We start from the raw sequence: 24,258 nt of genomic DNA, 5'->3' as shown, positions 1-24,258 counted from the left end.
CAAGAGGACTCTTATTTCGCACACGCCGCATTAATCGCATCATGGGCCGCGCCCGACCCCTTCAGGATGAAGGTATCGGTGGTCGCCGTATCGCGACCCGAACGCCCCTTGACCACCATTTTGGAGCCCTTGCGGATGGCGTTGGCGATTTTCTCATCCGTCGCCGCATCCGGGGCCCAGGCCGTGTCATCTTGTGAGAACAGGGTGAAGGACTGACCATCAATCGTCACGGTCACGTCGCTGCCCGGCTTGTATTCATAGCCAGAGATGTAGCTGAACACGTTGCGGCTGCCTTCCGCCGGGCGGTGGGTGATCAGCGCGAAGATTTCGCCGCGGCGGTTATATTTGCCCTCGGCCTTGTCCGGCTGGGCCGCCATATAGCAGACCTTGCCCCCGGTTTCGTCAATGCGATAGGCCGTCCAGTTTCCGTGGACGCCCAGCTCAACCGGGTTTTGCGCCTGCGCCGCCGGAGCGGCGAGCAGGATGGCCGCAACCGCAGCCAGCGAGAGGAAAAACGAAGAAGATCGGAGCATCGGCATGATAAAAAGCACCCTTTGCCTGCAGTGGGCATTCATTGGAATATCAGGATGCCCAGTTTAGAGAATCGAGCGGCCTTGGCAACCGTAAAAAATCCCTCCGCATACCGGCGGCTTATTCCGTGACTTTCCGCCCCTTGAGCGGATGGCGCACAACCCGGCGCGGTTGCCAGACGGGGTCCGGCATATTGCCCATAAGCCCACCCATCTGATCCCCCATTGGTCCGCCCGCCGCCACAGGGCGCTCCGCAAACCGGCCCAGCGACATCAGGCGGTCATACATCACGATGGCCCCAGCCACCCCGACATTGACGCAGAATTTCATGGGAATGCGGATGACATGGTCGCATTGGGCCAGCAGGTCGGGTGACAGGCTGCCCATTTCCGGCCCCAGCACATAGGCCGCCCGGGTCGGGTGGCGAAAGGACGGCAACGGAACGGATTCCTCCGTCAGCTCCACCCCCACCAATTGGCACCCGGTGGGCAAACGCAAATTTTCAACCGAGTCAAAATTATACAAGGGCAGGTGATCGAACGCATCGGACGTATCCGACACACGGACCAGATCCAGATCAATGTCCGGTTTGATGGTGAAGAAGAACGACCCGCCAAAGGCATGGGTGGTCCGGACCAGATTGCCGAGATTTTGTTCCTTGCTGATGCTTTGCACACCAACACCGAAGAAGCCGCGCATCATGCTGGGGGAACCTTCGTCGTCTAAGGGTGAACCTTAGCGCTTTATGGCCGCTGCAAATCGATCCAACGCCAGACGCAGGCGCGGTTCAGAAACGGCAAAGCACATCCGCATGAAACCTTTCACATTTTCACCGAAGGCGCAACCCGGCACCAGAACCAGCCCGGCCTGATCGACCAGATTGCGGGCCAGATTCATGCAATCATCATGGCCATCGACCTTGAAGAAGCTGTAAAATCCCATGCGTGTGCGTGGGGCAATGATGCCGCCAATATCGTCGAAATAACCCTGCACGATCTGCATATTGTGTTCGTAGCGGATTTTTTGCTCCGCAATAAAATCTTCGCCCTGTTCCAGCGCGGCGATGGCCCCGAATTGCGTGAACGTATTCGGGCACAGGGAATCATACAGGACCAGATCGTAAATCTTCTGCTCGGCCTCTTTCGGCCCGATCAACCAGCCCAGACGCCAGCCCGTCATAGCCCAGTTTTTGGAGAAGCTGTTGATCACCAGCAAGCGGTCATCGGGCTGTGCCACATCCAGAAAACTGGGAGCGCAGGACACGCCGTAGACCATACGGCTATAGACCTCATCCGAAATCACCCAGATGCCGCGCGCACGGGCAAAATCCATCACCGCGCGCATTTGATCGGTGGTCATGATCCATCCGGTCGGGTTGTTCGGGGAATTGATGACGATGGCGCGCGTGTTCGGTGTTACCGTGGCAAAAATACGCTCAACATCCAGAACCCAATCCTGACCATCCGCCGATAGATCCAGATAAACCGGCTTGATATCCGCCTGTTGCAAACGCATCGCGCCGAGCAGGTTTTTCCACATCGGCACAACGGCGATGACTTCGTCATCTTTTTCAAGAACGGCGGACAGCGCCAGATGCACGGCGGATGTACCCGACGGCGTAACAAAAAAACGCTCCATCGGAATATCGTGGCCGTAATGGCGGTGGTAATAGGCGGACAATGCCTGCCGCAATTCGGGGCGGCCCAGCGGTGGGGAATAAAATGTTTCACCACGGCCCAACGCGTCCTGAAGACTGCGGATAATAAAATCCGGCGTCGGTGCATCGCCCTCGCCCATGCTGAGCGCGATCATATTCTCGCGCCCGCGCGCATAGCGGACGATTTCGGCACCGGGATTGTGATGAATGTCATTCAGGATCGGGCGCATAAACGGCGTGGCGCTTGATGCTTCACCGTTCGTCAGACCGGAAAGCAATTGGCCGTTACCATCGCGCGGAGGCAGAGCCACCATAGCGCCTTACACCCTTCGTTTTTCTTTTTCACACCAACTCTAAACCGGCATTTGCCCGGTTCATCGTTCGACCCAGCCGATCTTTTTTGCGTCCGCCGTGGTCTATAATTTGTTTTATAGGGAAAACACTAAGAATAAGTCAAAGGAAATTCATTGTTTTTTATAGCGTTACGCGCTGTATTTTTATACGTTAACGCTCAACCATTTGATTTAAAATAGAAAAAATCGATTTTCAACCCTCAAAACACCCCCAACCCACCACCCGCATTAAGTTTGACACCAAAGGATAGATTATGACAATCATAAGGACCAAAAACGGGAAGCGCTATGAGCAAAGACAACCCACCACCCATCGAAATCACCAACGCGCTGGCCGCGCTGGATGTGGTGCGCGCGGAAAACCCGCAGGGTGATTTTTCTGCACTGTCTAAAACCCTGCCACCCTTGGCGCGCCGTCTGGCGCACAATGATCTGGATATCTCGGTCGAGGCGCTCGCCGCACATGCCCGCGCGGGTGCTGACCATGTGCGCGATCTGTATGCGTCACTGGACGGGCCGCAAAAAAACAAACGCCAGAAAACCTATGATGAAATCATCGCCAGCTACCCAACGACACCACCCCAAAACCGCCAACAGTTCCTTGAGGCCGGAAATACCGAAGAATATCTCGCCGCAATCGCAGGAGATAATAGGTCGCCCGCCTTTGCCGCCGTAGACGTTTTCACGGCCATCCGTCTTGGACATACAGATCTGGCTCTCGCTCTGATCAAGAAAGACGCGGGAAAAAGCATGATGATGACTCCTGCCGACCTCCTGAAGGAAGCCGCCGGCTTTAATCAAATTGAAACATTCCGCGCCATTGCTGCGGCATATAAGACACCCGTAAATCTTTGCTCTGCCGTTGCAGCCGCGGCCAAGAATAACCATTCCGACATGCTGCAAATTTTATTCAACGACTACAACGCCCATGAACATTCCGTTGCCATCAAAAGCGCCGCCGAAAACGATCACGCTGATCTGGTCCGCACAATCTTCGACCTGATGAAGAAGGCAAAAAAAGAGATCTATATCGGCCTTGCCATGGGCGCAGCGACAGAGAGCAAGGGGATCAATACAATCCGCATGCTGATCAACGAATACGATGCTTATGATCCGCAAACCTTCCGCAATCTTCTGACACTGGCTGCAGACCATGGAAACTCTACGCTCGTTCGTATGCTGGTTCAGGAATTCAATGCCGATGTCCACGCCAAAGATGCAGATGGCAACCTGGCCCTGCAGGCTGCCATGTGGAATGAGCAGTTTGAAACTGCGTGTATGCTGGTTGATGACTTTGGCGCAGATGATTCAATACTGGATGATTCAGGCAGAGACATGCTGCGACAAACGCGGCTTTGGCTGGATGCCCATGATTTTTCCAATCCCAATCTCTGCGGAAAAAATCCTGCTTTGGTCAAACGCACGACATTCTTTGATGTGCAGGACATGTTTAAAAGCGAAAGCCATTCTTCGATTCCGCCATGGCCCTACATCTACAGCACAGCCGCGACGTTTGGCACGACAGACCGCGTTCTGCGGTATCTGGAGCAATGGGGAAAGCCGGGCAATCAACCCTTGCATGACATCATACAGATGATCAAAATTCCGACGCAGGATCAGATTGATCAACATCAAAAACCCGACTTGAAAGCCTGGGGCGACGCCCTTCTGCAATGCGGGCCCAAGATGGCCTATCTCGTGAAATTTTCCCATTTCCTGCCCACACCGGAAAAGGATGCGTCGGGACGCTTCTGGTCCTATGACCGCACAATTGAAGCCTTGTCCACGCATACAGAATTTACACGCAACTTCTCTCCGGAGCTGGTCGAAATTGGATTGAAGGCGTTTTGGGATGATGGTGATTTCGCGATCGCTGAAAAAACGTACGCCGCATACCACGATCAATATACGGCGCAAGGCGAACACAAACCCGAGAACGCCATCCCCGCAATCACGATTGCTGGCCACCATTTCGGTAAAGATGGGTTTACGTTCCACCGCCTGCCCGATGGCGATGTGCGCGGCCTGGCCCTCGGTGCCTTCACCGCCTGCTGCCAGCACGTTGGTGGTGCGGGACGCGCATGCGCCATCCATGGATTCCTGTCACCAGCATCAGGTTTTTACGTCATCACCAACGACAAGACCGATGAGGTCGTCGCCCAGAGCTGGGCATGGCGCGGTGAGAGTGATGAGCTGGTTCTGGATTCACTGGAATACCTGCCCAGCCACATGAATACGACACAATGGAAAAACCTCTGCACCCTCTTTGCACAGAGCGCCAACAAAGCAGGTGTTGAAACCATTCATCTGGGCAAGGACGGCAACACGCCCCGAGATCTGGGCCTTCAAGAGGCAAAAAACCCCGCAAGGCCGCGTGATTACAACGGCTACCGCGATTCAGAAGAGCAATATGTGATTGCCAGACCGAAATAACATTCGCACCAAAAATTCAGAAAAAAGAAGGGGCGATTTTTCCGCCCTTCTTCTTACGCCTGCAACTCCGGCAAGTCTTTATACAAATCCAGCGCTTCCGGGTTCGCCAACGCCTCGACATTCTTCACCTTCCGCCCATGGATGATGTCGCGCACGGCCAGTTCGGTGATTTTGCCGGATTTGGTGCGGGGGATGTCGGTGACGGCGATGATCCGGGCGGGGACGTGGCGGGGGGAGGCCCCAGCGCGGATTTGCGATTTGATGCGGTCGGACAATTCACCGCTCAATTCAACGCCATCACGCAGGCGCACGAACAGGACGACGCGCACGTCATTGTCCCAATCCTGACCCACGGCGATCGATTCGATCACTTCGGGGATTTGTTCCACTTGGCGGTAAATTTCCGCCGTGCCGATGCGCACGCCGCCGGGGTTCAGTGTCGCATCCGACCGACCATGAATGATAAAGCCATCATGGTTGGTGCGTTCGATCCAGTCACCATGGCACCAGACATTGTCAAACCGTTCAAAATAGGCGGCACGATATTTCGCGCCGTCGGGATCGTTCCAGAACATCACCGGCATTGACGGGAAGGGTTTGGTGCAGACCAGTTCACCCGAACCGGCGCCCGCCGGAATGGGTTTGCCGTCTTCGTCAAACGCATCCACGGCCATGCCCAGTCCCGGCCCCTGAATTTCCCCGCGCCAGACGGGGGACAGCGGATTGCCCAGCACGAAACAGGAAATAATATCCGTTCCGCCGGAAATGGACGCCAGATGCACGTCTTTCTTGATTGCATCGTAAATATAATCGAACGATTCATGCACCAACGGCGACCCCGTCGAGGTTATCACGCGCAGGGCGGATAGATCATGGTCGTCGCCGGGGCGCAGGCCCGCGGCCTTCAGCGCGTCGATATATTTCGCCGCCGTGCCGAACAGGGTGCAGGAATGTTTTTCCGCAAAATTCCACAACGTCTTGCCATTCGGGTAGAACGGCGACCCATCAAACAGCATCAGCGTGCAACCCGACGCCAGCGCCGACACCAGCCAGTTCCACATCATCCACCCGCACGTGGTGAAGTAGAACACGCGGTCGCCTTCGCCAATATCACATTGCAGTTGATGTTCCTTCAAATGCTGGATCAACGTGCCGCCATGGCCATGCACGATACATTTGGGAATGCCCGTCGTGCCGGATGAGAACATGATAAACAGCGGATGGTTAAACGCCACGCGGTTAAAATACATATCGCGCGGCACGCAATGCGCAACAAAATCACCCAGTGTCATGGCGTTGTGCAGACCCGACAGATCCGGGTTTGCGTTTACAAACGGAACGATCACGGTGCGTTGCAGGCCCGGCAGGCGCGGTTGCACCTCGGCCACACGCTGCAAGCAATCAACCACTTTGCCGTTGTAGTAATAGGCATCAACGGCGAACAAAACCTTCGGCTCAATTTGGCCGAACCGATCCACCAACCCCTGCACTCCGAAATCGGGCGAGGCCGAGGACCAGATCGCACCAAGCGACGTGGCGGCCAGCATGGCGATAATGGTTTCCGGCGTGTTGGGCATAAAGGCCGCAACGCGGTCGCCTTCACCCACACCGGCATGGTGCAAAGCCTGCGCGATTTGTGAAGACAGGTCGTAGACATCATTGAAGGAGAGCTGGCGCTCTTCGCCCTTTTCATTGCGGAAGATCATGGCGACCGCATCATCACGACGGCGCAGCAGATTTTCGGCGTAGTTCACGCGCGCATCGGGAAAAAATTCAGCGCCCGTGATGGATTGCGCGTCACGCAGAATGGTCGCACCCTTGTCCCCGATCACCCCGCACGCATCCCACACCAGATCCCAGAAGGATTCGGTGTTCTCGACGCTCCAGCGCCAGATGCTGTCATAATCGGTGAATTCTTGTCCGGCGCGCACTTCGGCGCGTTCCATAAAATGGTGCAGGCGGGACCGGTCGCGGCGAACGCGGTCAGGGCTCCAGAGCGGGCCGTTCCCGTTTTTGGTGGTCACGGCGTCCCGGTCGGTTTTGGTCATTTTTGCCTGCCCCATTTTTGATCCCCTTTATAAGGTCCGCGGGTATTCTCTACACCCCGCCATAAGAGTCAAGCGGACCGCCACCTCCTTTACCGTCATCCCCGCGAAAGCGGGGATCCAGGACCAAAGGTTCAGTTTACGGATAATCTCTCTGGATTCCCGCTTTCGCGGGAATGACATTCAGGTGCGATATGGTTGCCAGCGGGACAGAATAGGCTACATTATTGAAGCCGTTTGTTTTTTACCGGAAAAATCAGGATCTTAACCATGCGCTTTCGCCCCGTGTTGACCCTCGCCTCTCTGCTGGCCCTCAGTCTGGCGATTCCCGTAGGAGCGGCGCAGGCCCAGCCGGTCGATGCAGAGCCCAACGTCACCATCCGCCTGATCCCGGAAAAAAACCCGGTGGATGCGGGCAGCACGATCCAGATTGCAGTGGAACAAACCATCAAGGACGGGTGGCATACCTATTGGCGCAACCCCGGCGATTCCGGCATGGCCCCGAATATCACATGGACCCTGCCCGACGGATTCACCGCCACCACCCTGCACTGGCCCGCGCCGCAGGCGGTGCCCTATGCCGGGTTGATGAATTACGGGTACGAAAATTCCGTGACCTTGTTGCAGGACATTACGATCCCCGCCACCCTGCCCGCCGGGCCGATCACGATCAAAGCCGATGTTGAAATTCTGGTGTGCCATGACATTTGCATTCCGGAATTTTCCAGCCATGAAATCACATTGAATGCGGGGGATGGCACAGACACCCCGGCGGATGAATCCGCCATCGCCGCCGCACGCGCCACATTGCCCACCGCGCTGGATGCAACGGGGATATACAGCGCGGACGATAAAGACTTCATCGTTGAAATCACCGCCAAAGACGCCACAGCTCTGGCCGGGCTGGATACCACTGCGCTGCGCCTGTTCCCGCAGGAATGGGGCGCAGTGATCAACAATGCCGCCCCCGTCATTGAAACCACCGATCGCCGCATCGTCATTCGTCAGGCCCGCGACACCACCCGCAAGATCGAAGAGCTGGGCACATTTGATGCGGTGCTATCGTTGAACGACCGTGCCTTTGTCGTCACGCTGAACCCCGGCACCCTTCAAGCCGCAGCGGCCCCCGTACCAGCGGCAACACCGACACCAACGCCCCCCGCCGCCCCGACAACCACATTGGCGCAGGCCTTGCTGTTCGCCTTGCTGGGTGGATTGGTTTTGAATTTGATGCCGTGTGTGTTTCCGGTTTTATCGCTGAAAGCGTTGAAGCTGGTGCAAATGCAAGACAAGGAAAAAGGCTACGCCCGCGCCCATGGGCTGGCCTACACCGCCGGAATCCTGTTGTGCTTTGGTGTTATTGCCGGGGTGTTGATCGCGCTGAAATCCGGTGGCGCGCAAATTGGCTGGGGGTTCCAGTTGCAGAACCCGCAGGTCATTCTGGCGCTGGCCTATCTGCTGTTCGTCATCGGCCTGTCTTTGTCCGGCGTGTTTGAATTTGGCGGGCAACTGGCCGGCGTGGGGCAAAAACTGGCGGGGCAATCGGGCCTGCGCGGGTCGTTCTTCACCGGCATGCTGGCCACCATTGTCGCCACGCCTTGCACCGCGCCGTTTATGGCGGCGGCGTTGGGTTATGCGCTGGTGCAATCGCCCATTGTCGCCCTGTCCGTCTTTATGGCGTTGGGGTTTGGTCTGGCTTTGCCGTATCTGGCGCTGTGCTTCGTTCCGGCGCTGGCGCGAGCCTTGCCGAAACCGGGGGCGTGGATGTTGCGCTTCCGTGAGCTTTTAGCCTTTCCGATGTACGCCTCTGCCGTCTGGCTGATCTGGGTTTTGAGCCTGCAAAGCGGACCGCACGGCGTGCTGGCCGCGTTGATGGGCATGGTGTTGATCGCCTTTGCGCTGTGGATGTTGTCGCACCGCCCGCACCAAGGCTCGGGACGCATCATCATCACCCTTCTGGGGTTGATTGCGCTGGCGCTGGCCCTGTTGCCCTTCGCGCCGATGGCCAAGCCGATGATGGACACCGCCCCGGTGGGCATGGTGCAAACCGCCAACGGCGAATCCGAACCCTTCACCGCCGCGCGCCTGAACGACCTGCTGGCCACGGATCAGGCCATCTTCGTCAACATGACCGCCGCATGGTGCATTACGTGCAAAGTGAATGAACGCGTCGCCATCGCCACGATGGATACGATGGATTTGTTCAAGGCCAAAAACATCGCGTACCTAAAAGGCGACTGGACCAACCAGAATCCGGAAATTACAAAATTTCTGGAATCCTATGGACGCAACGGCGTTCCGCTCTATGTGTACTATCCGCCTGCTGTGAACGGCACACGCCCGGATGCGGTGGTCTTGCCACAGCTTCTAACACCCGGCATCGTGGCGGATGCCATCAATCAAGAGTAAGTTTCCTGCGTTTAACCCCACCATAATGGAGAGAGACTGACCATGAAAATCCTGCTGGCCGCTGCTGTTGCAGCCCTGATGTTTGCCCCGACCCTGTCCGCTCACGCCGCCGCAACGGTGGGCGAGGCCGCCCCGGCCTTTACACTGACCGATTCCAAGGGCACATCGCACACCCTGTCCGACTTCAAGGGCAAGACCGTTGTTCTGGAATGGACCAACGCCGAATGCCCGTTCGTGCGCAAGCATTACGACAGCAAGAACATGCAGGAAGAAGCCACGGGCCAAGGCGTGGTCTGGCTGGTGATTAACTCCGGTGCCGAAGGCAAACAAGGTCACGTGACCGGCGCGCAGGCCGAAGAGATCATCACCCGCGACGGCATAAAATCCACTGCCTATCTGCTGGATGGTGACGGTACCGTCGGCCATGCCTATGGCGCCAGCACGACGCCGCATATGTTCGTGATCAACGGCGAAGGCACGCTGGTGTATCAAGGCGCGATTGACGATAACAAGAGCGCGGACCCAGCCACCATCGCCGGAGCAAAGAACTATGTCAGCGCCGCACTGGCCGACCTGGCCGCCGGGAAACCGGTGGAAACGGCCAGCAGCCAACCGTATGGCTGTGGCGTGAAATACTAAGCCGCAAAAATTTTAAAAAACGCCCTTCCCGCATCATCCGGGGAGGGCGTTTTTTTATGCCCCCTCCCAATAAACTTGACGCACCGCACCATCCAGATGTATATTTTCCCATAATTAAAAAAATAAGGCTGGGTGTACCAAGACCATGGATTTGCCGGATCATTTGACGCCGTTGCGCGATGTTCTCAACGCGCTGACCACCCTGCCCCCGGATGAGGGCGGGGCGTCGTTTTCCATCGACACCAATACCCATGAATGCGCCTTGCATCACGGCGCGGATACTCCGGCCCTGTCCCTGACCCCGGCGCGGCCGATCTCCACGCTCTGCGCCATCATGAACTATGTGAACCAGCATGCGCCGGATCATGCCGATCATGTAGCCGCCGTGGTGGAACAAGCGATCTATCGCGTGCAAACGCTCCCCAAGCCTGCACCGTAAGGTCAAGCGATCTTTTTCAATAATCGCGCAAATTTCCAAAATCTTTTGGTTGAAAAGGCCCCGCTCCGCCTGTCATCATGGCAGGCGTTAAATGTGATTCGAAACCGTTCGAATCGGTGAGTTGTACAGGGATAACGAGGCCAAACGGCCCGTAAGTTGGTAAATCAATGGCCCCAAAGGACACCCAAACCCCGACAGGCTCCGCGACCGCAGCACAGGTCGCCAATCGGGCGTTGGATGATCTGAACGATGGCGTGCCGCGCCTGATCGCCGATCAGGATGGAAAAATCCTTTTTGCCACGACTGATTTTGCAGCCCTCTGCGGTGTTGAACCCGCCGACCTGATGGGTCGCGCGCTGACCAGCGTGTTCACCTTTGCCGAACCGGATGATGCGTTTCATGCGACATCCCTGTTCGGGGCGCGCCGAGATGACGCGAACGCCATTCTGTCCAGCCTGCGCGAAGGGTTGCATCTGGTCGATATTCAGACCGGCCATGCTTTGCCCCCCGTGCGCGGCCCGTACCAGTTTGACCGCCTGAAAATGGCCGATGGCCGCGGCCTGATCATTGCCTCGGGCACGGACGGTGAAACCGCGCGTAATGCGGGCCTGGATACCGACATGGCCGCGCGCCTGCTGGACCGCATTGCCGGGAATGAATGGAAAACCCGCGCCGATGATGCGACAGCCAAGCACGGCAGCGCGAACGCCGCCGCCGATGGCGAAACCGCGCATTTCATGGCGATGTCATCCGACCTGATGGCCGTGGCCGACACCCGCGCGCGCTTTACCCGGATCAATCCGGTGATGGCCGAAACGCTGGGCTATACCGAAAGCCAGATGCAACGCATGGGCTTCCTCGATGCGATCCACCCGGAAGATAAAGCGATGGTGCGCAACGCCATTGGCGCATTGATGACCGATGACGCGGTGCATGACCATGTCATTGATTTCGAATGCCGCATGCTGACCCGCGATGGCGCGTCACTGTGGATGGAATGGCGCAACAAACGATCCGGTGACGCGATTTACAGCGTCGGCCGCAACGTCACCGCCATTAAAAAACAGGAAGACGCTTTGTTCCGCCAGCAGCAGATGCTGCGCGAAGCCCAAGCCATCGGCCATATGGGCCATTGGCGCTGGATCGTCGGCGCGACCGACATTATTTTCTCCGAAGAAATTTACTGCATCTTCGGCGTTGACCCGGAAGACTTCAATCCGACGCTGGACGGTGTGAATGCCCTGCTCCACCGCCGTGACGTGGGCCGCCTGTTGCAGGCGTTCCAGCGGGCAATTATCGAACAAAAACCGTATGAAATGGAATTCCGCGTCCTGCGCCCCAGTGGCGAAGTGCGCTATATCCGCTGCGAAGGCCGTTGTGAAAATGACGCCGACGGCGAAGTGATCTCCCTGTTCGGCATTATGCAGGACGTGACCGACCGCACCTTGCACGAACGCGATCTGCACGAAGCGAAAGAGGCCGCCGAGCGCGCCTATGCCGCGAAATCCCAATTTCTGGCGAATATGAGCCACGAACTGCGCACGCCGTTGAACGCCATTATCGGTTTTTCCGAGATGATGCAGCGCCAGTTGCTCGGCCCCATCGGGTCGGACCGCTATCTGGATTATATCGGCGGTATCCGCGAAAGCGGTGAACATCTGCTCGACCTGATCGCCGATATTCTGGACATGTCCAAGATCGAAGCCGGGAAGTATGAGCTGGATCTGGAAGAACTGAACGTATCCAAGGTCATTCGTCTGGCCGTCCACATGATGGAAGGCCGCGCGACCGAGGCCAAAATCCGTGTCAGCATCGACATGGCGAACGAAGATCTGCAAATCATCGCCGATCGCCGCGCCGTGATGCAGGTGTTGCTGAACCTGTTGTCCAACGCGGTGAAATTCACCGACGCGGGCGGATCGGTGCGCGTGGATTGCATGGAACGCGATGATTACGTGCTGATCAAAGTCACCGACACAGGCATCGGTATTCCGGCCAACAAGCTGAAAAACGTCACGAGGCCCTTCGAACAGGCCGCCTCCCACTACACGCGCAAGCATGAGGGCACGGGCCTGGGTCTGGCGATCACCAAGGAATTGATCGAACTGCACGGCGGCACATTGCACATCGAATCCACCGTCGGCATCGGCACAGCGGTCAGCGTCCGCCTGCCCTACAATGCCTATGATGCGATGAAGGCGCAGGGATCCCTCCCCGCGCCCATCGATGATTTGATTTAATCTTACCGTTTATACCTTCGGTTTGGTGAACCAGCGTTTCCAGAAGGGTTGGTTCTGCCACTCTTCAACTGCACCCACTTTGACGATGATATCGTTGGCGGCCACATCCACTTCGTACGGCAATTTTTCTACACCCCCACACGCATTTTCAAAATCGCACGACAAATCATAAACACGGCTGATATTCAGAACGCCGTGCTTTGTATAAACGCCCAGCAATTCGCGGCGCATCGTGTCCTTGGTCACGGCCACGCAGGATTCGTGAATATCAATCATCGGGCAATAGCCCCATGGCATGCCTTCTTCACTGTAAGTGTAGGTGATCAGAAAATCTTTCTTTTCCCGCTGCGCGCGTTCAAACGCACCGCGCAGGTAATCGTCGCTCAATGTGTAGGTTTCGCCCAATCCGGCCATGACCATTCCCGCCCTGTTTTAATGAAGCATAGTCGTAGCACGAAGGCGAAAAGCAGCACAAACTTTCCGGCGTGATCGCAATTAAAACACTGAAAATAAACATAAAAATAGAGGCCAAAGCCCCCTCAATCCTGTCTTGAAAATCTACCCCTCGCGGGCCCCGCCCATGGCAGCGGCAGCGAAGGCGCCCATACGGGAACGGTGTGCCTGTTCCTTGGTCAGACAATCCTGCAACCCTTCCATAAAGGTCGGATGCTTCAGGATGACGCCCAGTTCGTTTTTAATGCGGTCGTTTTTAATGCGTTTGTTGTCGGAATAAAAACTGCGGGCAATCGGGGCCATGTCGGCGTCGTCATATTTCATCAGCGGCGGCGGGGTCAGGCCCAGCATATCGCACGCATAGGAAATCACCGCGTGGCTGGGGGCCGCCAGATCGTCGGCCAGATTATAGATCGCGCCCGGATTGGGTTTTGCCATCGACGCCATCAACACCTGCACAATATCGTCGATATGAATGCGGCTGAACGCGTGGCCGGGTTTGTCGATGCGGCGGGCAATACCGGCACGCACGGAATCCAGCGCGGATCGCCCGGGGCCGTAAATGCCCGCCAGACGGAAGACATGCACCGGCACACCTTGGCCCGCCAACGACAACCATTGCGCTTCGGCCCGGGCGCGGCGTGAACCGCGTTTGGTGGAGGGGCGCACTTCGGAAGTTTCATCAACCCATTCGCCGTCCCGGTCGCCATACACGGACGTCGACGACAGATACCCGACCCATTCCAGCGTCGGGATGGAGAGAATATCATCTTCGTGCATCAGGAAGGTGGGATCGCCATTATCCGCGGGCGGGGTGGAGATCAGGAGATGGGTGGTTCCTTTCAGGAACAATTGCGGGTCTTCGAGCGGCTGGGTGTAGTCGAACATATACCCGCGCACACCCAGATTTTTCAGGAAGCGGCGTTTTTCCGGGTCACGCGTTGTACCCGCAATGGACCATCCGCCGGCCTTTTTCAAAGCCTGCCCCAGATAGTCGCCGGTGTACCCGTATCCAAAACAAAAAAGTTTTTTGTCCGTCATTTACTTCTGCATTCTTCTTTTTCTCTCGCGCTGTGAAGCGCAGTCACCAGCCCGGGGGAGACTATGCTCTCCCCGACAAAAACGGACCGATACTGTATCTTAGAAATCTACGTTTTCGTAGTGGCCAACAGGCGTAAATCCGGGGATCCGATCCTCCAGCAAAGGCTGGAAGCTGGGCCGGGATTTCACGCGTGCGTACCATTCCCGGGCGGCCTGATGCTCATCCCATGGAACGTCGCCGATATAATCGATGGCCGATAAATGCGACGCCGCCGCAATATCCGCCAACGAAAAATTCTCACCAGCCAACCAACGGCGTTTTTCCGTCAGAAAACCGATATAATCCAGATGGTAATGAATGTTGGCATGACCGGCGCGAATGGACGGGCCATGCGGTTCACCCAATTTCAAAAACCGCTTCATCAATTTTTCGCCGACCAGATTGTCGGTGACTTCGCGGTTGAATTTCACGTCGAACCAGCTGACCAGGCGGCGCGTTTCCGCGCGCTGTGCGGGGTCAAAGCCCAGCAGGTTGATTTCCGGGTACACTTCTTCGAGATATTCGCAAATGACCTGAGAATTGGCCAATGTGGTGCCATCGGCCTCGACCAGCACCGGCACATCACCCGCGGGGTTCAGGGCCAGAAACTCCGTCCGGCGTTCCCACACTTTTTCGATCCGTTGTTCGAAATCGAGCTTCTTCTCGGCCAGTGCGATGCGCACCTTCCGGGAAAAGGGGTGAAGCCAAAGATGATACAGAGTTCTCATGTTACACAGACTATCCCAGACGTCCCTTGAAGGACATGTTTTAATTGACTGACATCATAGACTTTTCCCGCCCGATTCCCCAGTCGCAAAATCACATTTCCCCGAAAAAAAATTTTATCGGCCTGATTTTAAAGAACAAAAATGAAACATTATGCCCGGTGTTGTCATAACGCAAGCCCCTTGCAACCCAGCCATTCCAAAATCCGGTTTTTGCTTTTGCATTCTCCGGCAATCCCTCCTAGTGTTTTTGCCAAGCGTATAAAAAGTAATAAAAAAGTAAAACAGGGATTATAAAAAATGGCTTCTGCCAAGAAACTGACGCGGCTTGCGGCCGCTGCGGGTCTGGGATTCGTGACTTTGCTGGGCGCGTTCAACGCCGCCGCCATCAGCCCGATCAATGATAATCTGGATCGTCCGCAAACGCCGGACGCGGTGGCCACGCCCCTGCAATCCCCGCCCGCCAGCGTGGTGATTGACCCCCTGTACCAATTAAACAGCGACCTGACCGCCGAACTGCGCGCGCTTGGTCGTTTGATCGAAGAGCGCGGCACCACGCCGGATTATGACCCGCGCCGCGATGAATCCCTGCGCATCAATATCGACACCATCAAATCCATGCTGGATCAGGGCGCAAACCCGAATTTCCGCATTGAAAAAGGCATGCGCGTGGGCAAGGGCACCGTGTCCAGCCCGTTCATGGCCTCCATACAACTGTCCAGCATGCTGATGTCGACGGAACTGCTCGCCCATTTCCTGACCAAGAATGCGGACCTGTACGCCATTGATGCCGATGGCTGGACCATCATGGATTACGCGATCAGCAATCTGCAGGATGCCCAGACACAATCCCGCGAGAAAATTGATCTCGCCTTGCATATTGTGCGCATTCTGGAGGGCAAGGGATTAACCCTGAACGATACGCGCGAAACATTAAAGACAGCGAAACAGCGCGATTACGCCGCCACGGCCAAGAATTTATTCGGCATGCATGTGTTGCACGAACACGGTCTGGTTTCGGATGAGGCATATAATCAAACATTGAAGGGAACGGATGCAGCCCGGGACGCCTTGCTGAACGCGCCGGACATCACCGCATCGATGCTGCGCGATCACGGGCTCTTAACACCCCTGTATGAAGAGTCCCGCCCCGCAGGATCGTTCAGCGCCACTGTGGCCATGGATGATACGCTGGATATTATGGCCGCCCGTTTCTACCGCGTCATGGGGGCGATGGATCAGGTTCATGCCCGCGCACTGATTGCGCATGCCAATGCCATCCCCTTTACCGGCACGGAAGCCGAAGCGCACAAAATTCTGCCCCTGGGCGATGAACTGAAAATCCCGCTGCCCGTTGGCCGGGAAATCGGCGTGATCAGCGTTTACAGTGACGGGGCCACGTTTAAATTACTGGCCGAGGGCAATCTCAAAACCTATTACCGCATAGGCGCGCCGATTGAATCGATTGCCGCTGAACTGTCCGCCCTGAACGGGTTGCCGCTTGATACGAAATTGAAATCAAAGCAGAAGGTGCTGTTCCCCTATATTAATGACAGCCACACGCATGTTAAGCGCATCGCACCCGCGCCATCCGCCGCGCGCAACCCGGTTGACCTGTTTATTGTCGAGGGCAATCCCCTGCCAATCAAAGTTGAAGATTCGCACCACCGCGACACATATCGCGTGGCCACGGGAACCACCTATGGCATCAATCCCGCCGCCAATCTGGACCGGATTCATGCCATTGAATCCCTGCCGATTGATTACCCCAGCCCGCAAATCCCCGACGGGCTGCGCGCGTTGTTCAGCGCGAATACGGGCCATGACGCCCCCGATTCCCCCAACAACCAGTTCGTGTTCAGCCATTCAATGGGCAGCGCCAGAACGGAAAAACAAGCCGATGACGCGCGTCAATCCCGCTCCGCCAACGACCTGACACTGGAATCCATCGGCATGATGCTGGACCCGCTCAATCAGGCCAAACCCATCGTGTTCAGCGCGGCGGGCAATTACTGGTACGGATTCGGGTCCGGGCGTTATATGCAGAGCTACACCCTGACCCATTCGCCCCGCGCTGTTTTAATCGGTGCCAGCGCCATCAGCGCAACCAAAAACACCGCGCCCAACGTCAAAATTCACGTCATGACGCATTACAGTTCATACGGCGCCGATGTGTGCGCCCGCGTGCCGAATTTCCGCGGCGAATTGATGACAGGAACATCCTTTTCCACACCCTCTGCGGCCGCTCAATATCGCCAGCTTGCCGAATGGTATGGCGACCGTTTGAGCTTTGAGGAAATCATGGCCGCCGGATTGATGAGCGCGGATCGTGATGTGCTGGATGTCGAAAATATCGGCAAATATCACCCGGTTCACGCCCCGAAACTGAATACGCTGAACAGCGTCCCCGCCCTGTACACCACCAATGGCGGCGGCCTGCCGCATCATGAACGGTGCGGCGCGGGCGTTCTGGACCCGCAATCCTGGCATGACACGCTTCAAAAAACACTGTCGTTAAAGGAAAAATTCAACCTTTCGGCCAAGCTTCTGCCGCACCAAACCGTCCACATCAACGCCTTTGGCGCGCAAAAGAATGCCGAGGGAAAAACTGAATACACCTATTCCATCGCCGCGCCCGCCGACATGACACTGGGCAAACTGACCTTCCTGTTGCCGCAGCATCAGAACAAGCACAGCGAAGTGGTGGTGCGCACACCGGCCGGGTTTGAAATGCAGATGCCCAAAGCCTATACGGATGCACTGTCCACATTTGCCTTTGCATACGAAGATGTGAAGCAAGGCGACGTGTTTGAAATCCGCACCACGGAACCGCTGGGCCCAAAAGCGGGCATCGTCTTTAACGGCCATGCACCGGGCAATTCCATCGCGGGTTTGCGTGATTATCTGCGCGGCACCGGCACCCTGCCCGCCCCGTTGAAATCCATGCAGATGAACAAGGTCACGGGCCCCGCCGCCCCGGTGGATATTCACAAACCCCTGCCCGCGGCCCCGGGGCCGCAGGACGCGTTCTTCCCATCGCTGTAGAACACATTGAAAAACAACACAAAATCGGCCCCGGCACCACCAAGCGGGGCCGATTGCTTTTTCTTGCACCCGAAGCACTTCGGGTCTACGGTCACAGCAAAACAAGCTCATAAAACAGGACCGGGAACGATGACCACAACAACCGCGCGCCTTTTGCGCAAGACGATTATTTCGGCCAGCCTCAGCCTGCTGGCCCTGAGCGCATCGTTCAACACCGCCGCCCATCCGAGCGAAGACCTGCCGCTGCCCTCCACTGAAAAAACGTCAGAGGCCGCACAAAAGCAATTCCAACTGGATTACGCATTGTCGCGTGAAGTCGCATCGCTGGGCCAGTTCCTGCACGAAAAGAAAAAAACCAATCCCACCTACACCCCCCAAAATGATGCCCACATACGCGGCAACATCAAGGCCATCAAAAAACTGATCGATGATGGGGCCAACGTAAATCACAACACATACAGCTCGCTTATGATCGCGGATGAAGCCTATTCCACCGCCTTTACCGCATGCTTTAAAGTCTCGCAATTGCTGCAATCCACGGAATTGCTCGATCACATGCTGGCCCACGGGGCCGATGTGAATTTTAAGGGCATTGATGGCCGTGGCCCCATGGATCACGCCCTGAACGGTGTTATTGACGCGCAGGATCAATCCATTGACCAACTGCGTTTCAACCTGATCCTCATGAAACGCCTGATGGATCGCGGCGTCCCGCTGAGCGATGCCAAAGAAATTCTTGCCCATCAGGCTGGCGACAAAATCACCGATGTCATCCACAATGTCGTCGGTATTGATGAATTTTATACAGCCGGGTTGATCGACGAAGAAACACGCAACCGCCTGCATTACGGCAGCGAAGCCGCCATCGGCGTTATCAGCACAACGGATCACATCACGCCGGACCTGCTGCGCGCCTTTGGGGCCAAGATATTGGACTTTTCGGCCACTGTGCCGAAACATCCCTTTGCCTATACGGTGCGCGCGAACGATACGCTGAGCGCGCTGGCCAATCGTTTTGCCACGATCATGGGCACCACCACCACGCAAGACGGCCGCACCCTGATCGCCCAGCAGAATGATGGGGTAAAGAACCTGCGGATTGGACAGATCATTCACATTCCCGTGGCCGTCGGGCGGGAAATCCATACCAAGCTCGTTGATGATCTGGCCTATTTTAACGCGGACAAAAAAACGACCAGCTTTGAAAAAATCGCCAAGCAGATGGGGGCTGGATATTACCGTCCCGATGCAAAGCCCGCAGAAATAGCCGCAGAGCTGGCACGCATTAACGGCATGGACATCAATGCGCCCCTGACCGCTGACGACACAATCATCGTGCCTTATCTGTATGACAGTCATAAGCATTTAGACGCCCTGAAACCCGGCCCAACCGCCCGCAACAAGCGGATTGACTTGATCGTTGCCGAACGGGCGGCGGGCGATACTGGCGAACACCATATGGATACGTTCCGCACCGCTACGGGCACGGCCTTTGCCATCAACCCCGCTGTGGATTTTAAAAATTTCCATGCCCTTGACGAATCCGTCCTGTATTTCATGGGCGGGGAAACATCCGACGGAATCCGCGCGTTGTTCAGCAACGCCACCACGCAATTGACGGATAATGTTGTCTTCACCCACTCCATGAGCGTCACACGGTCGGCCAAAATCGCCGATCAAAAAGGCCAGGCCCACACACCCGATACGCTGCTGTACCGGGCAACCAACATGGCGGTCGACGCCCTGAACACATCACGCCCAATCGTGTTTCAGGCCGCAGGCAATGGGTGGTATTCGGGTGAGGGGCGATACATTCAACCCTATGGCACCACACATTCACCGCGCGCCGTGATCGTCGGGTCGAGCGGGATGTACAAAACCAAGGATTCAAAAGACACGCCGCTCCACGTCATGTCCAGCTATAGTGGATTTGGCGGCGATATCTGCACCAAACAACCCAACCGCCGGGGCGAGCAGATGAGCGGCACGTCATTCAGCACCCCGGAAACGGCGGCCCTGTATCGGCAAATGGCCGCATGGTATGGCGATCAATTGAATTTCGAGGAAATCATGGCAGCCGCCATGATGACCGCCAGCCGTGACGTGCGTGATTTTGAAAATGTCGGCTCCTATCAAAGCATTTTTGGTTCCCCGACCGAGGACACGTTGCAATCGGCCCCAGCGGAGTTTGTGACCAATGGCGGCGGATTGCCACACCATGACCGATGCGGCCCCGGTATCCTGAATGTTCCGGCATGGCATAACGCCATACAAACCATGCTGGATTTAAAGGCCACGGGTGGCCACACAGCCACCGATATCACGGCAACGGTCACCGTGCAGGCCACGCGCATCAATGTCGGGTACACCAAATTGCCGGAATACGAATATCGCGTGCGCGTGCCACAGGATATGACGCTGGGCAAACTGACCTTTAAATTCCCGCAATATGCCGGAGCCCATGGCGAAATCGCCGTGCGGACCCCGGCTGGGTTCGATTTACAGATGCCCAAATCATTCAGCCAGATCGTGTCCACCTTTGCCTTCGCCTACGAAGATGTGAAGAGAGGCGATGTCTTCACCATCCGCACCACGCAGCCGCTGGCCCCAGAGGCTGGCATCGTTCTGCGCGGTCACAAGCCGGGCAGTAGCATTGCCGCCCTGCGTGATCATTTGCGTGCGGCGGGCACGTTGCCTGCACCGCTCAAAAGCGTGGTGGGCGACAAAGCGACGGATTTCACGTATCCCGTCAACCTGCATCAGGCGCTTCCCATCCCCCCAACGCCGATTTACCCGGAACGCAACCGATAAGGGCCATCCAAAAAATCATAAAAAAAACCCGGCACATGCGCCGGGTTTTTTTGTTTATTGCTTCTGGCTATTGCTTCTGGGCCACGATGTGGATGGTCACCTTCACATCCGTCCCCACGTCTTTGGGATTGGACCATTGCCCGGCCCCAACACCATAATCCAAACGGTTGATGGTGATGGACCCATCCGCCGTCGCCAGACCGGCATCGTCAATCACCAGCGTAAACGGCACTTGCACGGGCACGGCTTTATCACGAATGGTCAATGTGCCATGGGCCACGTAAGACCCGGCCTCGGCGCCCGCTTCAAATTTATCGGTGACGAATTTGGCCTGCGGATAGGTTTTGGAATCAAACCATTCCGCCCCCTGCACCGACCCGTCACGATCCTTGCTGGCGCTGTCGAAACTGGCCAGATCGATGGTCATATCGGCCTTGGATGCCGCAAGGTTCGCGGCATCGAAATGAATGGTCCCATCGAATGTTTTAAACCCACCCTTGAACGGCGCGCCCATTTGCGTGCCTTCAACGACAATCGTGCTTTGATCCTTTTGAAGGACCCAGATCGGCGCATCGGCGGCGGATGCCGGCGCAATCATAAGGCCCAACACCACCGCGACCATCGGCAACATGCGGCGCAATGTCGAATCTTTGTCAATGACATGGTGCTTGATCGCCCCCGCGAAATGCAGGCCGATCAGCGCGATCAGGGTATAGGCGGCATAGCCGTGAAGGCTGCGCGCAATCGACCCGATCTGCTCACTCTCCCCCACCAGATCCGGCAGGGTGAACCAGCCGAACACATTGACCGAAAACCTCTTGGCCGATGACATGATCCACCCCGACAGCGGCATCACAAACAACGCCAGATACAGCAAGCCATGAGTAATTTTGGCCAGCGTTTTTTCCCAGCGCGCATGGCTGGGCAATGAATGCGGATGGGTGTTGGTGAACCGCCACAACACGCGCAAAACCACCAGCGCCAGCACCGTAATGCCGAAAGATTTGTGCCAGAACGACACCTTAAACATCAGCGGGCTGGGGTCCAGCGATTCCAGATATAACCCAACCCCAAGAAGACCGATCACCAGCAGGGCGATAACCCAGTGAAAGCTTTTGGCGACGACGCCGTAATTTTCAGATGTGTTACGCCACTGCATAATGCGCGGTCCTCTTGGTTTATGGGTCGGGTTTTAGATGTTATTGATTCACGCCCGGTGCAGGCTGCAGGATCGATTCAACTTCAATCCGCACCTCGACATCATCGCCCACGGCCGGAATGCCATAGGTAATGCCGAAATCAGAGCGTTTAAAGCTGGTCGTGGCCGAGAAACCGGCGCGGTGTTCTTCCGGGTTCATCGGGTGCGGACCCGCATTGTTAAAGGTGGTTTTCAAAACGACCGGCTTGGTCACGCCCTTGATGGTCAGGTCGCCGGTAATATCGGCGGTCTTTTCACCCGTCACGGCAATGCCCGTGCTTTTGAACGTGATTTCCGGGAATTTTTCGACATCCAGAAAATCGGCATTCTTCAAATGCTTGTTCCACGCATCATCATTGATCTCCAACGAATCCGATTTGATCACAACATCGACATTCGATTTGGCCGGGTCGGTGCGATCGAAATGGATCGTCCCGCTATAGCCCAGAAATTTCCCGATGGAATTGGAAAAGCCCAAATGGTTCACCGCGAACACGATTTGCGTGTGCGGCGTTTCCAGCGTGTAGGTTTCAGCAGCATCCGCCGCGCGGGCCGCAACAGGCGTAATCAGCAAAGCGGCCGCCAAAATGGTCAGGGCCAGAATGGATAAAAAACGGGACATGGTGGGACTTTTCCTTTTTGTCAGTGTGTTTGGTTTCAAAAACAATCATCACGCGAAAGACAGAGGCGTTCAGGTAACACCAAAAATCTGAATGAAGGATGAACAAATCCTCAACAAATCGTCACCATGGTAACACGCTTTCTTGCGCACTTTCAGTTAGTTAGGCGGGGCATATGCGGGGTCAAGGGCAGACCAGAAGAATTTTATACCAAACGGTATTTTCATATTAAAATCAGCGCCTCTTGTTGCCCCTCTCCCATGGGGAGAGGGGTGTGCAGGCTTAGGGCAACGCCCTTAGCCGGAGCCGGGTGAGGGGTTTTGATCTTGCCGAATAAAACACCGCACTCTTACCCCCTCACACTCCACACCCCCTCACCCTAGCCCTCTCCCCATGGGAGAGGGAACCGCAGGGGAGCCTATCCCCAGAAATGCGTATAACACGCCATTGCCGTGGCCCCGCCCAGCGCGGCCAGCAGCCATGTGATCGCGCCGTACATCCGCAGGGATTTATCCTGCAGCAAATCGTCTTTGCTGCGGTCTTTCAGGATGTAGCGCAAGGCGATCAGGCCCAGCACAAAACCACCGATAAAACCTGCCACACCGATGACATAGACCATGGGTAAAAATCCGTTTATTGTTTTGAATCACAAACCTGACCGCATCACGGAAAGCCCCGCGTTATCATGCCGCTCTATCATATTATCATCCTGGCCATCGTCCAAGGGATCAGCGAGTTTTTGCCGATTTCATCATCCGGGCACTTGATCCTGACCCATGCTTTGCTGCATGAGGGGCCGGGCCAGCCCAATTACTGGGGTGAAACACTGACGCTGGATATTGCGGTCCATGTCGGCAGTTTGCTGGCCATTCTGATGTATTTCCGCAAGGATATCTGGCAGGTGGTGCTGGGCGGGTTCGACCTGCTCTCCGCGCACAAAAACGGGCTGACGCAACGGTCCAAACTTTGCCTGTTCCTGATTGCCGGGACGATTCCGGTCGTGATCATTGGGCTGGTCCTGCATATTTATGAACCCGTCTGGGCACGGTCCTTGCCGCTGGCGGCGTGGGGGCTGGTGATTTTTGGCATCCTGCTGGGCGTGGTCGATCTGAAATGCCCGGCCACCCGCACGGGGGCGGATCTGACGTTAAAGGACGTGATGATCATTGGGCTGGCCCAATGTCTGGCCCTGATCCCCGGCACCAGCCGGTCGGGCATCACCATGACCGCCGGGCGCTTTCTGGGCCTGAGCCGGGTCGAGGCCGCGCGCTTTTCCTTCCTGCTGGGCAGTATTGCCATTGCCGGGGCCGGGTTTCTGGCCGCGTTGGGCATGGTTGAAAACCCGCCCAGCAACGGGTTGTGGCTGGATATTGCGGCGGGGGTCGTCGTGTCCTGTCTGGCCGCGTTGGGGGCCATGCATATCCTGATGAAATGGCTGACCCGGTCCAGTTTTATGGTTTTTGTCTGGTACCGCGTGGGTCTTGGATTGTTCCTGCTGGTTTTGCTTTACACCGGAATGCTGGGCTGATACATATATCCCTGTTGAGTTATTATAGAAAATAACAACAGGGTTCACGTT

At 56.3% G+C, this 24,258-nt stretch carries 18 protein-coding genes; 8 read left to right on the top strand and 10 right to left on the bottom strand.

Features of this window, described 5'->3' with window-relative positions:
- Positions 1 to 11: 11 nt before the first annotated feature.
- The 3 genes from ACSC94_RS11150 to ACSC94_RS11140 form a co-directional block, all read right to left on the bottom strand.
- The gene (locus ACSC94_RS11150) at positions 12 to 539 is read right to left on the bottom strand and encodes an invasion associated locus B family protein (protein ID WP_435640913.1); all 528 of its coding nucleotides are present in this window, start codon (positions 537 to 539) and stop codon (positions 12 to 14) included.
- Positions 540 to 651: 112 nt separating this feature from the next.
- A complete protein-coding gene (locus tag ACSC94_RS11145; protein WP_435642175.1) occupies positions 652 to 1,230 on the bottom strand; it encodes an RNA methyltransferase in 579 nt (192 codons plus the stop codon).
- A 36-nt stretch (positions 1,231 to 1,266) separates the two neighbouring features.
- Positions 1,267 to 2,502, bottom strand: a complete 1,236-nt coding sequence (locus ACSC94_RS11140) for a pyridoxal phosphate-dependent aminotransferase (protein WP_435640912.1) — start codon at positions 2,500 to 2,502, stop codon at positions 1,267 to 1,269.
- Positions 2,503 to 2,829: 327 nt separating this feature from the next.
- On the opposite strand from ACSC94_RS11140, the gene ACSC94_RS11135 reads away from it, so the two are divergent.
- Positions 2,830 to 4,974, top strand: a complete 2,145-nt coding sequence (locus ACSC94_RS11135; RefSeq protein ID WP_435640911.1) for an ankyrin repeat domain-containing protein — start codon at positions 2,830 to 2,832, stop codon at positions 4,972 to 4,974.
- A 53-nt stretch (positions 4,975 to 5,027) separates the two neighbouring features.
- On the opposite strand, the gene ACSC94_RS11130 is transcribed toward ACSC94_RS11135, so the two are convergent.
- Positions 5,028 to 7,022 (bottom strand): acetoacetate--CoA ligase, encoded by a 1,995-nt coding sequence (locus ACSC94_RS11130; protein WP_435640910.1) that lies wholly within the window; start codon positions 7,020 to 7,022, stop codon positions 5,028 to 5,030.
- A 267-nt stretch (positions 7,023 to 7,289) separates the two neighbouring features.
- On the opposite strand from ACSC94_RS11130, the gene ACSC94_RS11125 reads away from it, so the two are divergent.
- The 4 genes from ACSC94_RS11125 (at position 7,290) to ACSC94_RS11110 (ending at position 12,746) form a co-directional block, all read left to right on the top strand.
- On the top strand, positions 7,290 to 9,428 hold the full coding sequence (locus ACSC94_RS11125) for a protein-disulfide reductase DsbD family protein (protein ID WP_435640909.1): 2,139 nt from the start codon (positions 7,290 to 7,292) through the stop codon (positions 9,426 to 9,428).
- Positions 9,429 to 9,470: 42 nt separating this feature from the next.
- Entirely contained in the window at positions 9,471 to 10,067 is a 597-nt protein-coding gene (locus ACSC94_RS11120) for a thioredoxin family protein (protein ID WP_435640908.1), read from the top strand.
- A gap of 145 nt (positions 10,068 to 10,212) precedes the next feature.
- Entirely contained in the window at positions 10,213 to 10,506 is a 294-nt protein-coding gene (locus ACSC94_RS11115) for a hypothetical protein (protein WP_435640907.1), read from the top strand.
- Between the two features lie 167 nt (positions 10,507 to 10,673).
- Positions 10,674 to 12,746 (top strand): PAS domain-containing protein, encoded by a 2,073-nt coding sequence (locus ACSC94_RS11110; RefSeq protein WP_435640906.1) that lies wholly within the window; start codon positions 10,674 to 10,676, stop codon positions 12,744 to 12,746.
- Between the two features lie 9 nt (positions 12,747 to 12,755).
- On the opposite strand, the gene ACSC94_RS11105 is transcribed toward ACSC94_RS11110, so the two are convergent.
- The 3 genes from ACSC94_RS11105 to ACSC94_RS11095 all read right to left on the bottom strand — a co-directional run bounded on the left by ACSC94_RS11105 (position 12,756) and on the right by ACSC94_RS11095 (position 15,008).
- Entirely contained in the window at positions 12,756 to 13,160 is a 405-nt protein-coding gene (locus ACSC94_RS11105; RefSeq protein WP_435640905.1) for a hypothetical protein, read from the bottom strand.
- Positions 13,161 to 13,304: 144 nt separating this feature from the next.
- Entirely contained in the window at positions 13,305 to 14,240 is a 936-nt protein-coding gene (locus ACSC94_RS11100; protein WP_435640904.1) for an SDR family oxidoreductase, read from the bottom strand.
- Positions 14,241 to 14,339: 99 nt separating this feature from the next.
- On the bottom strand, positions 14,340 to 15,008 hold the full coding sequence (locus ACSC94_RS11095; protein WP_051054872.1) for a glutathione S-transferase family protein: 669 nt from the start codon (positions 15,006 to 15,008) through the stop codon (positions 14,340 to 14,342).
- A 297-nt stretch (positions 15,009 to 15,305) separates the two neighbouring features.
- Between ACSC94_RS11095 and ACSC94_RS11090 the strand changes: the two genes are divergently transcribed.
- Positions 15,306 to 18,050, top strand: a complete 2,745-nt coding sequence (locus ACSC94_RS11090; RefSeq protein ID WP_435640903.1) for an ankyrin repeat domain-containing protein — start codon at positions 15,306 to 15,308, stop codon at positions 18,048 to 18,050.
- Positions 18,051 to 18,179: 129 nt separating this feature from the next.
- Positions 18,180 to 20,861 (top strand): LysM peptidoglycan-binding domain-containing protein, encoded by a 2,682-nt coding sequence (locus ACSC94_RS11085; RefSeq protein WP_435640902.1) that lies wholly within the window; start codon positions 18,180 to 18,182, stop codon positions 20,859 to 20,861.
- Positions 20,862 to 20,928: 67 nt separating this feature from the next.
- On the opposite strand, the gene ACSC94_RS11080 is transcribed toward ACSC94_RS11085, so the two are convergent.
- The 3 genes from ACSC94_RS11080 to ACSC94_RS11070 all read right to left on the bottom strand — a co-directional run bounded on the left by ACSC94_RS11080 (position 20,929) and on the right by ACSC94_RS11070 (position 23,298).
- On the bottom strand, positions 20,929 to 22,020 hold the full coding sequence (locus tag ACSC94_RS11080) for a cytochrome b/b6 domain-containing protein (protein WP_435640901.1): 1,092 nt from the start codon (positions 22,018 to 22,020) through the stop codon (positions 20,929 to 20,931).
- Positions 22,021 to 22,060: 40 nt separating this feature from the next.
- Positions 22,061 to 22,681, bottom strand: coding sequence for a YceI family protein (locus ACSC94_RS11075; RefSeq protein ID WP_435640900.1), 621 nt, complete (start codon positions 22,679 to 22,681; stop codon positions 22,061 to 22,063).
- Between the two features lie 416 nt (positions 22,682 to 23,097).
- Complete coding sequence (locus tag ACSC94_RS11070; protein WP_435640899.1) at positions 23,098 to 23,298, bottom strand: hypothetical protein; 201 nt, start codon at positions 23,296 to 23,298, stop codon at positions 23,098 to 23,100.
- Positions 23,299 to 23,364: 66 nt separating this feature from the next.
- Here ACSC94_RS11070 and ACSC94_RS11065 point away from each other — a divergent pair, with 66 nt between their 5' ends.
- The gene (locus ACSC94_RS11065) at positions 23,365 to 24,207 is read left to right on the top strand and encodes an undecaprenyl-diphosphate phosphatase (RefSeq protein ID WP_435640898.1); all 843 of its coding nucleotides are present in this window, start codon (positions 23,365 to 23,367) and stop codon (positions 24,205 to 24,207) included.
- Positions 24,208 to 24,258: the final 51 nt, after the last annotated feature.

This window comes from Micavibrio aeruginosavorus (assembly GCF_051245535.1).
Taxonomy (GTDB): domain Bacteria; phylum Pseudomonadota; class Alphaproteobacteria; order Micavibrionales; family Micavibrionaceae; genus Micavibrio; species Micavibrio aeruginosavorus_D.
This window is presented reverse-complemented; position numbering and strand designations above follow the sequence as displayed.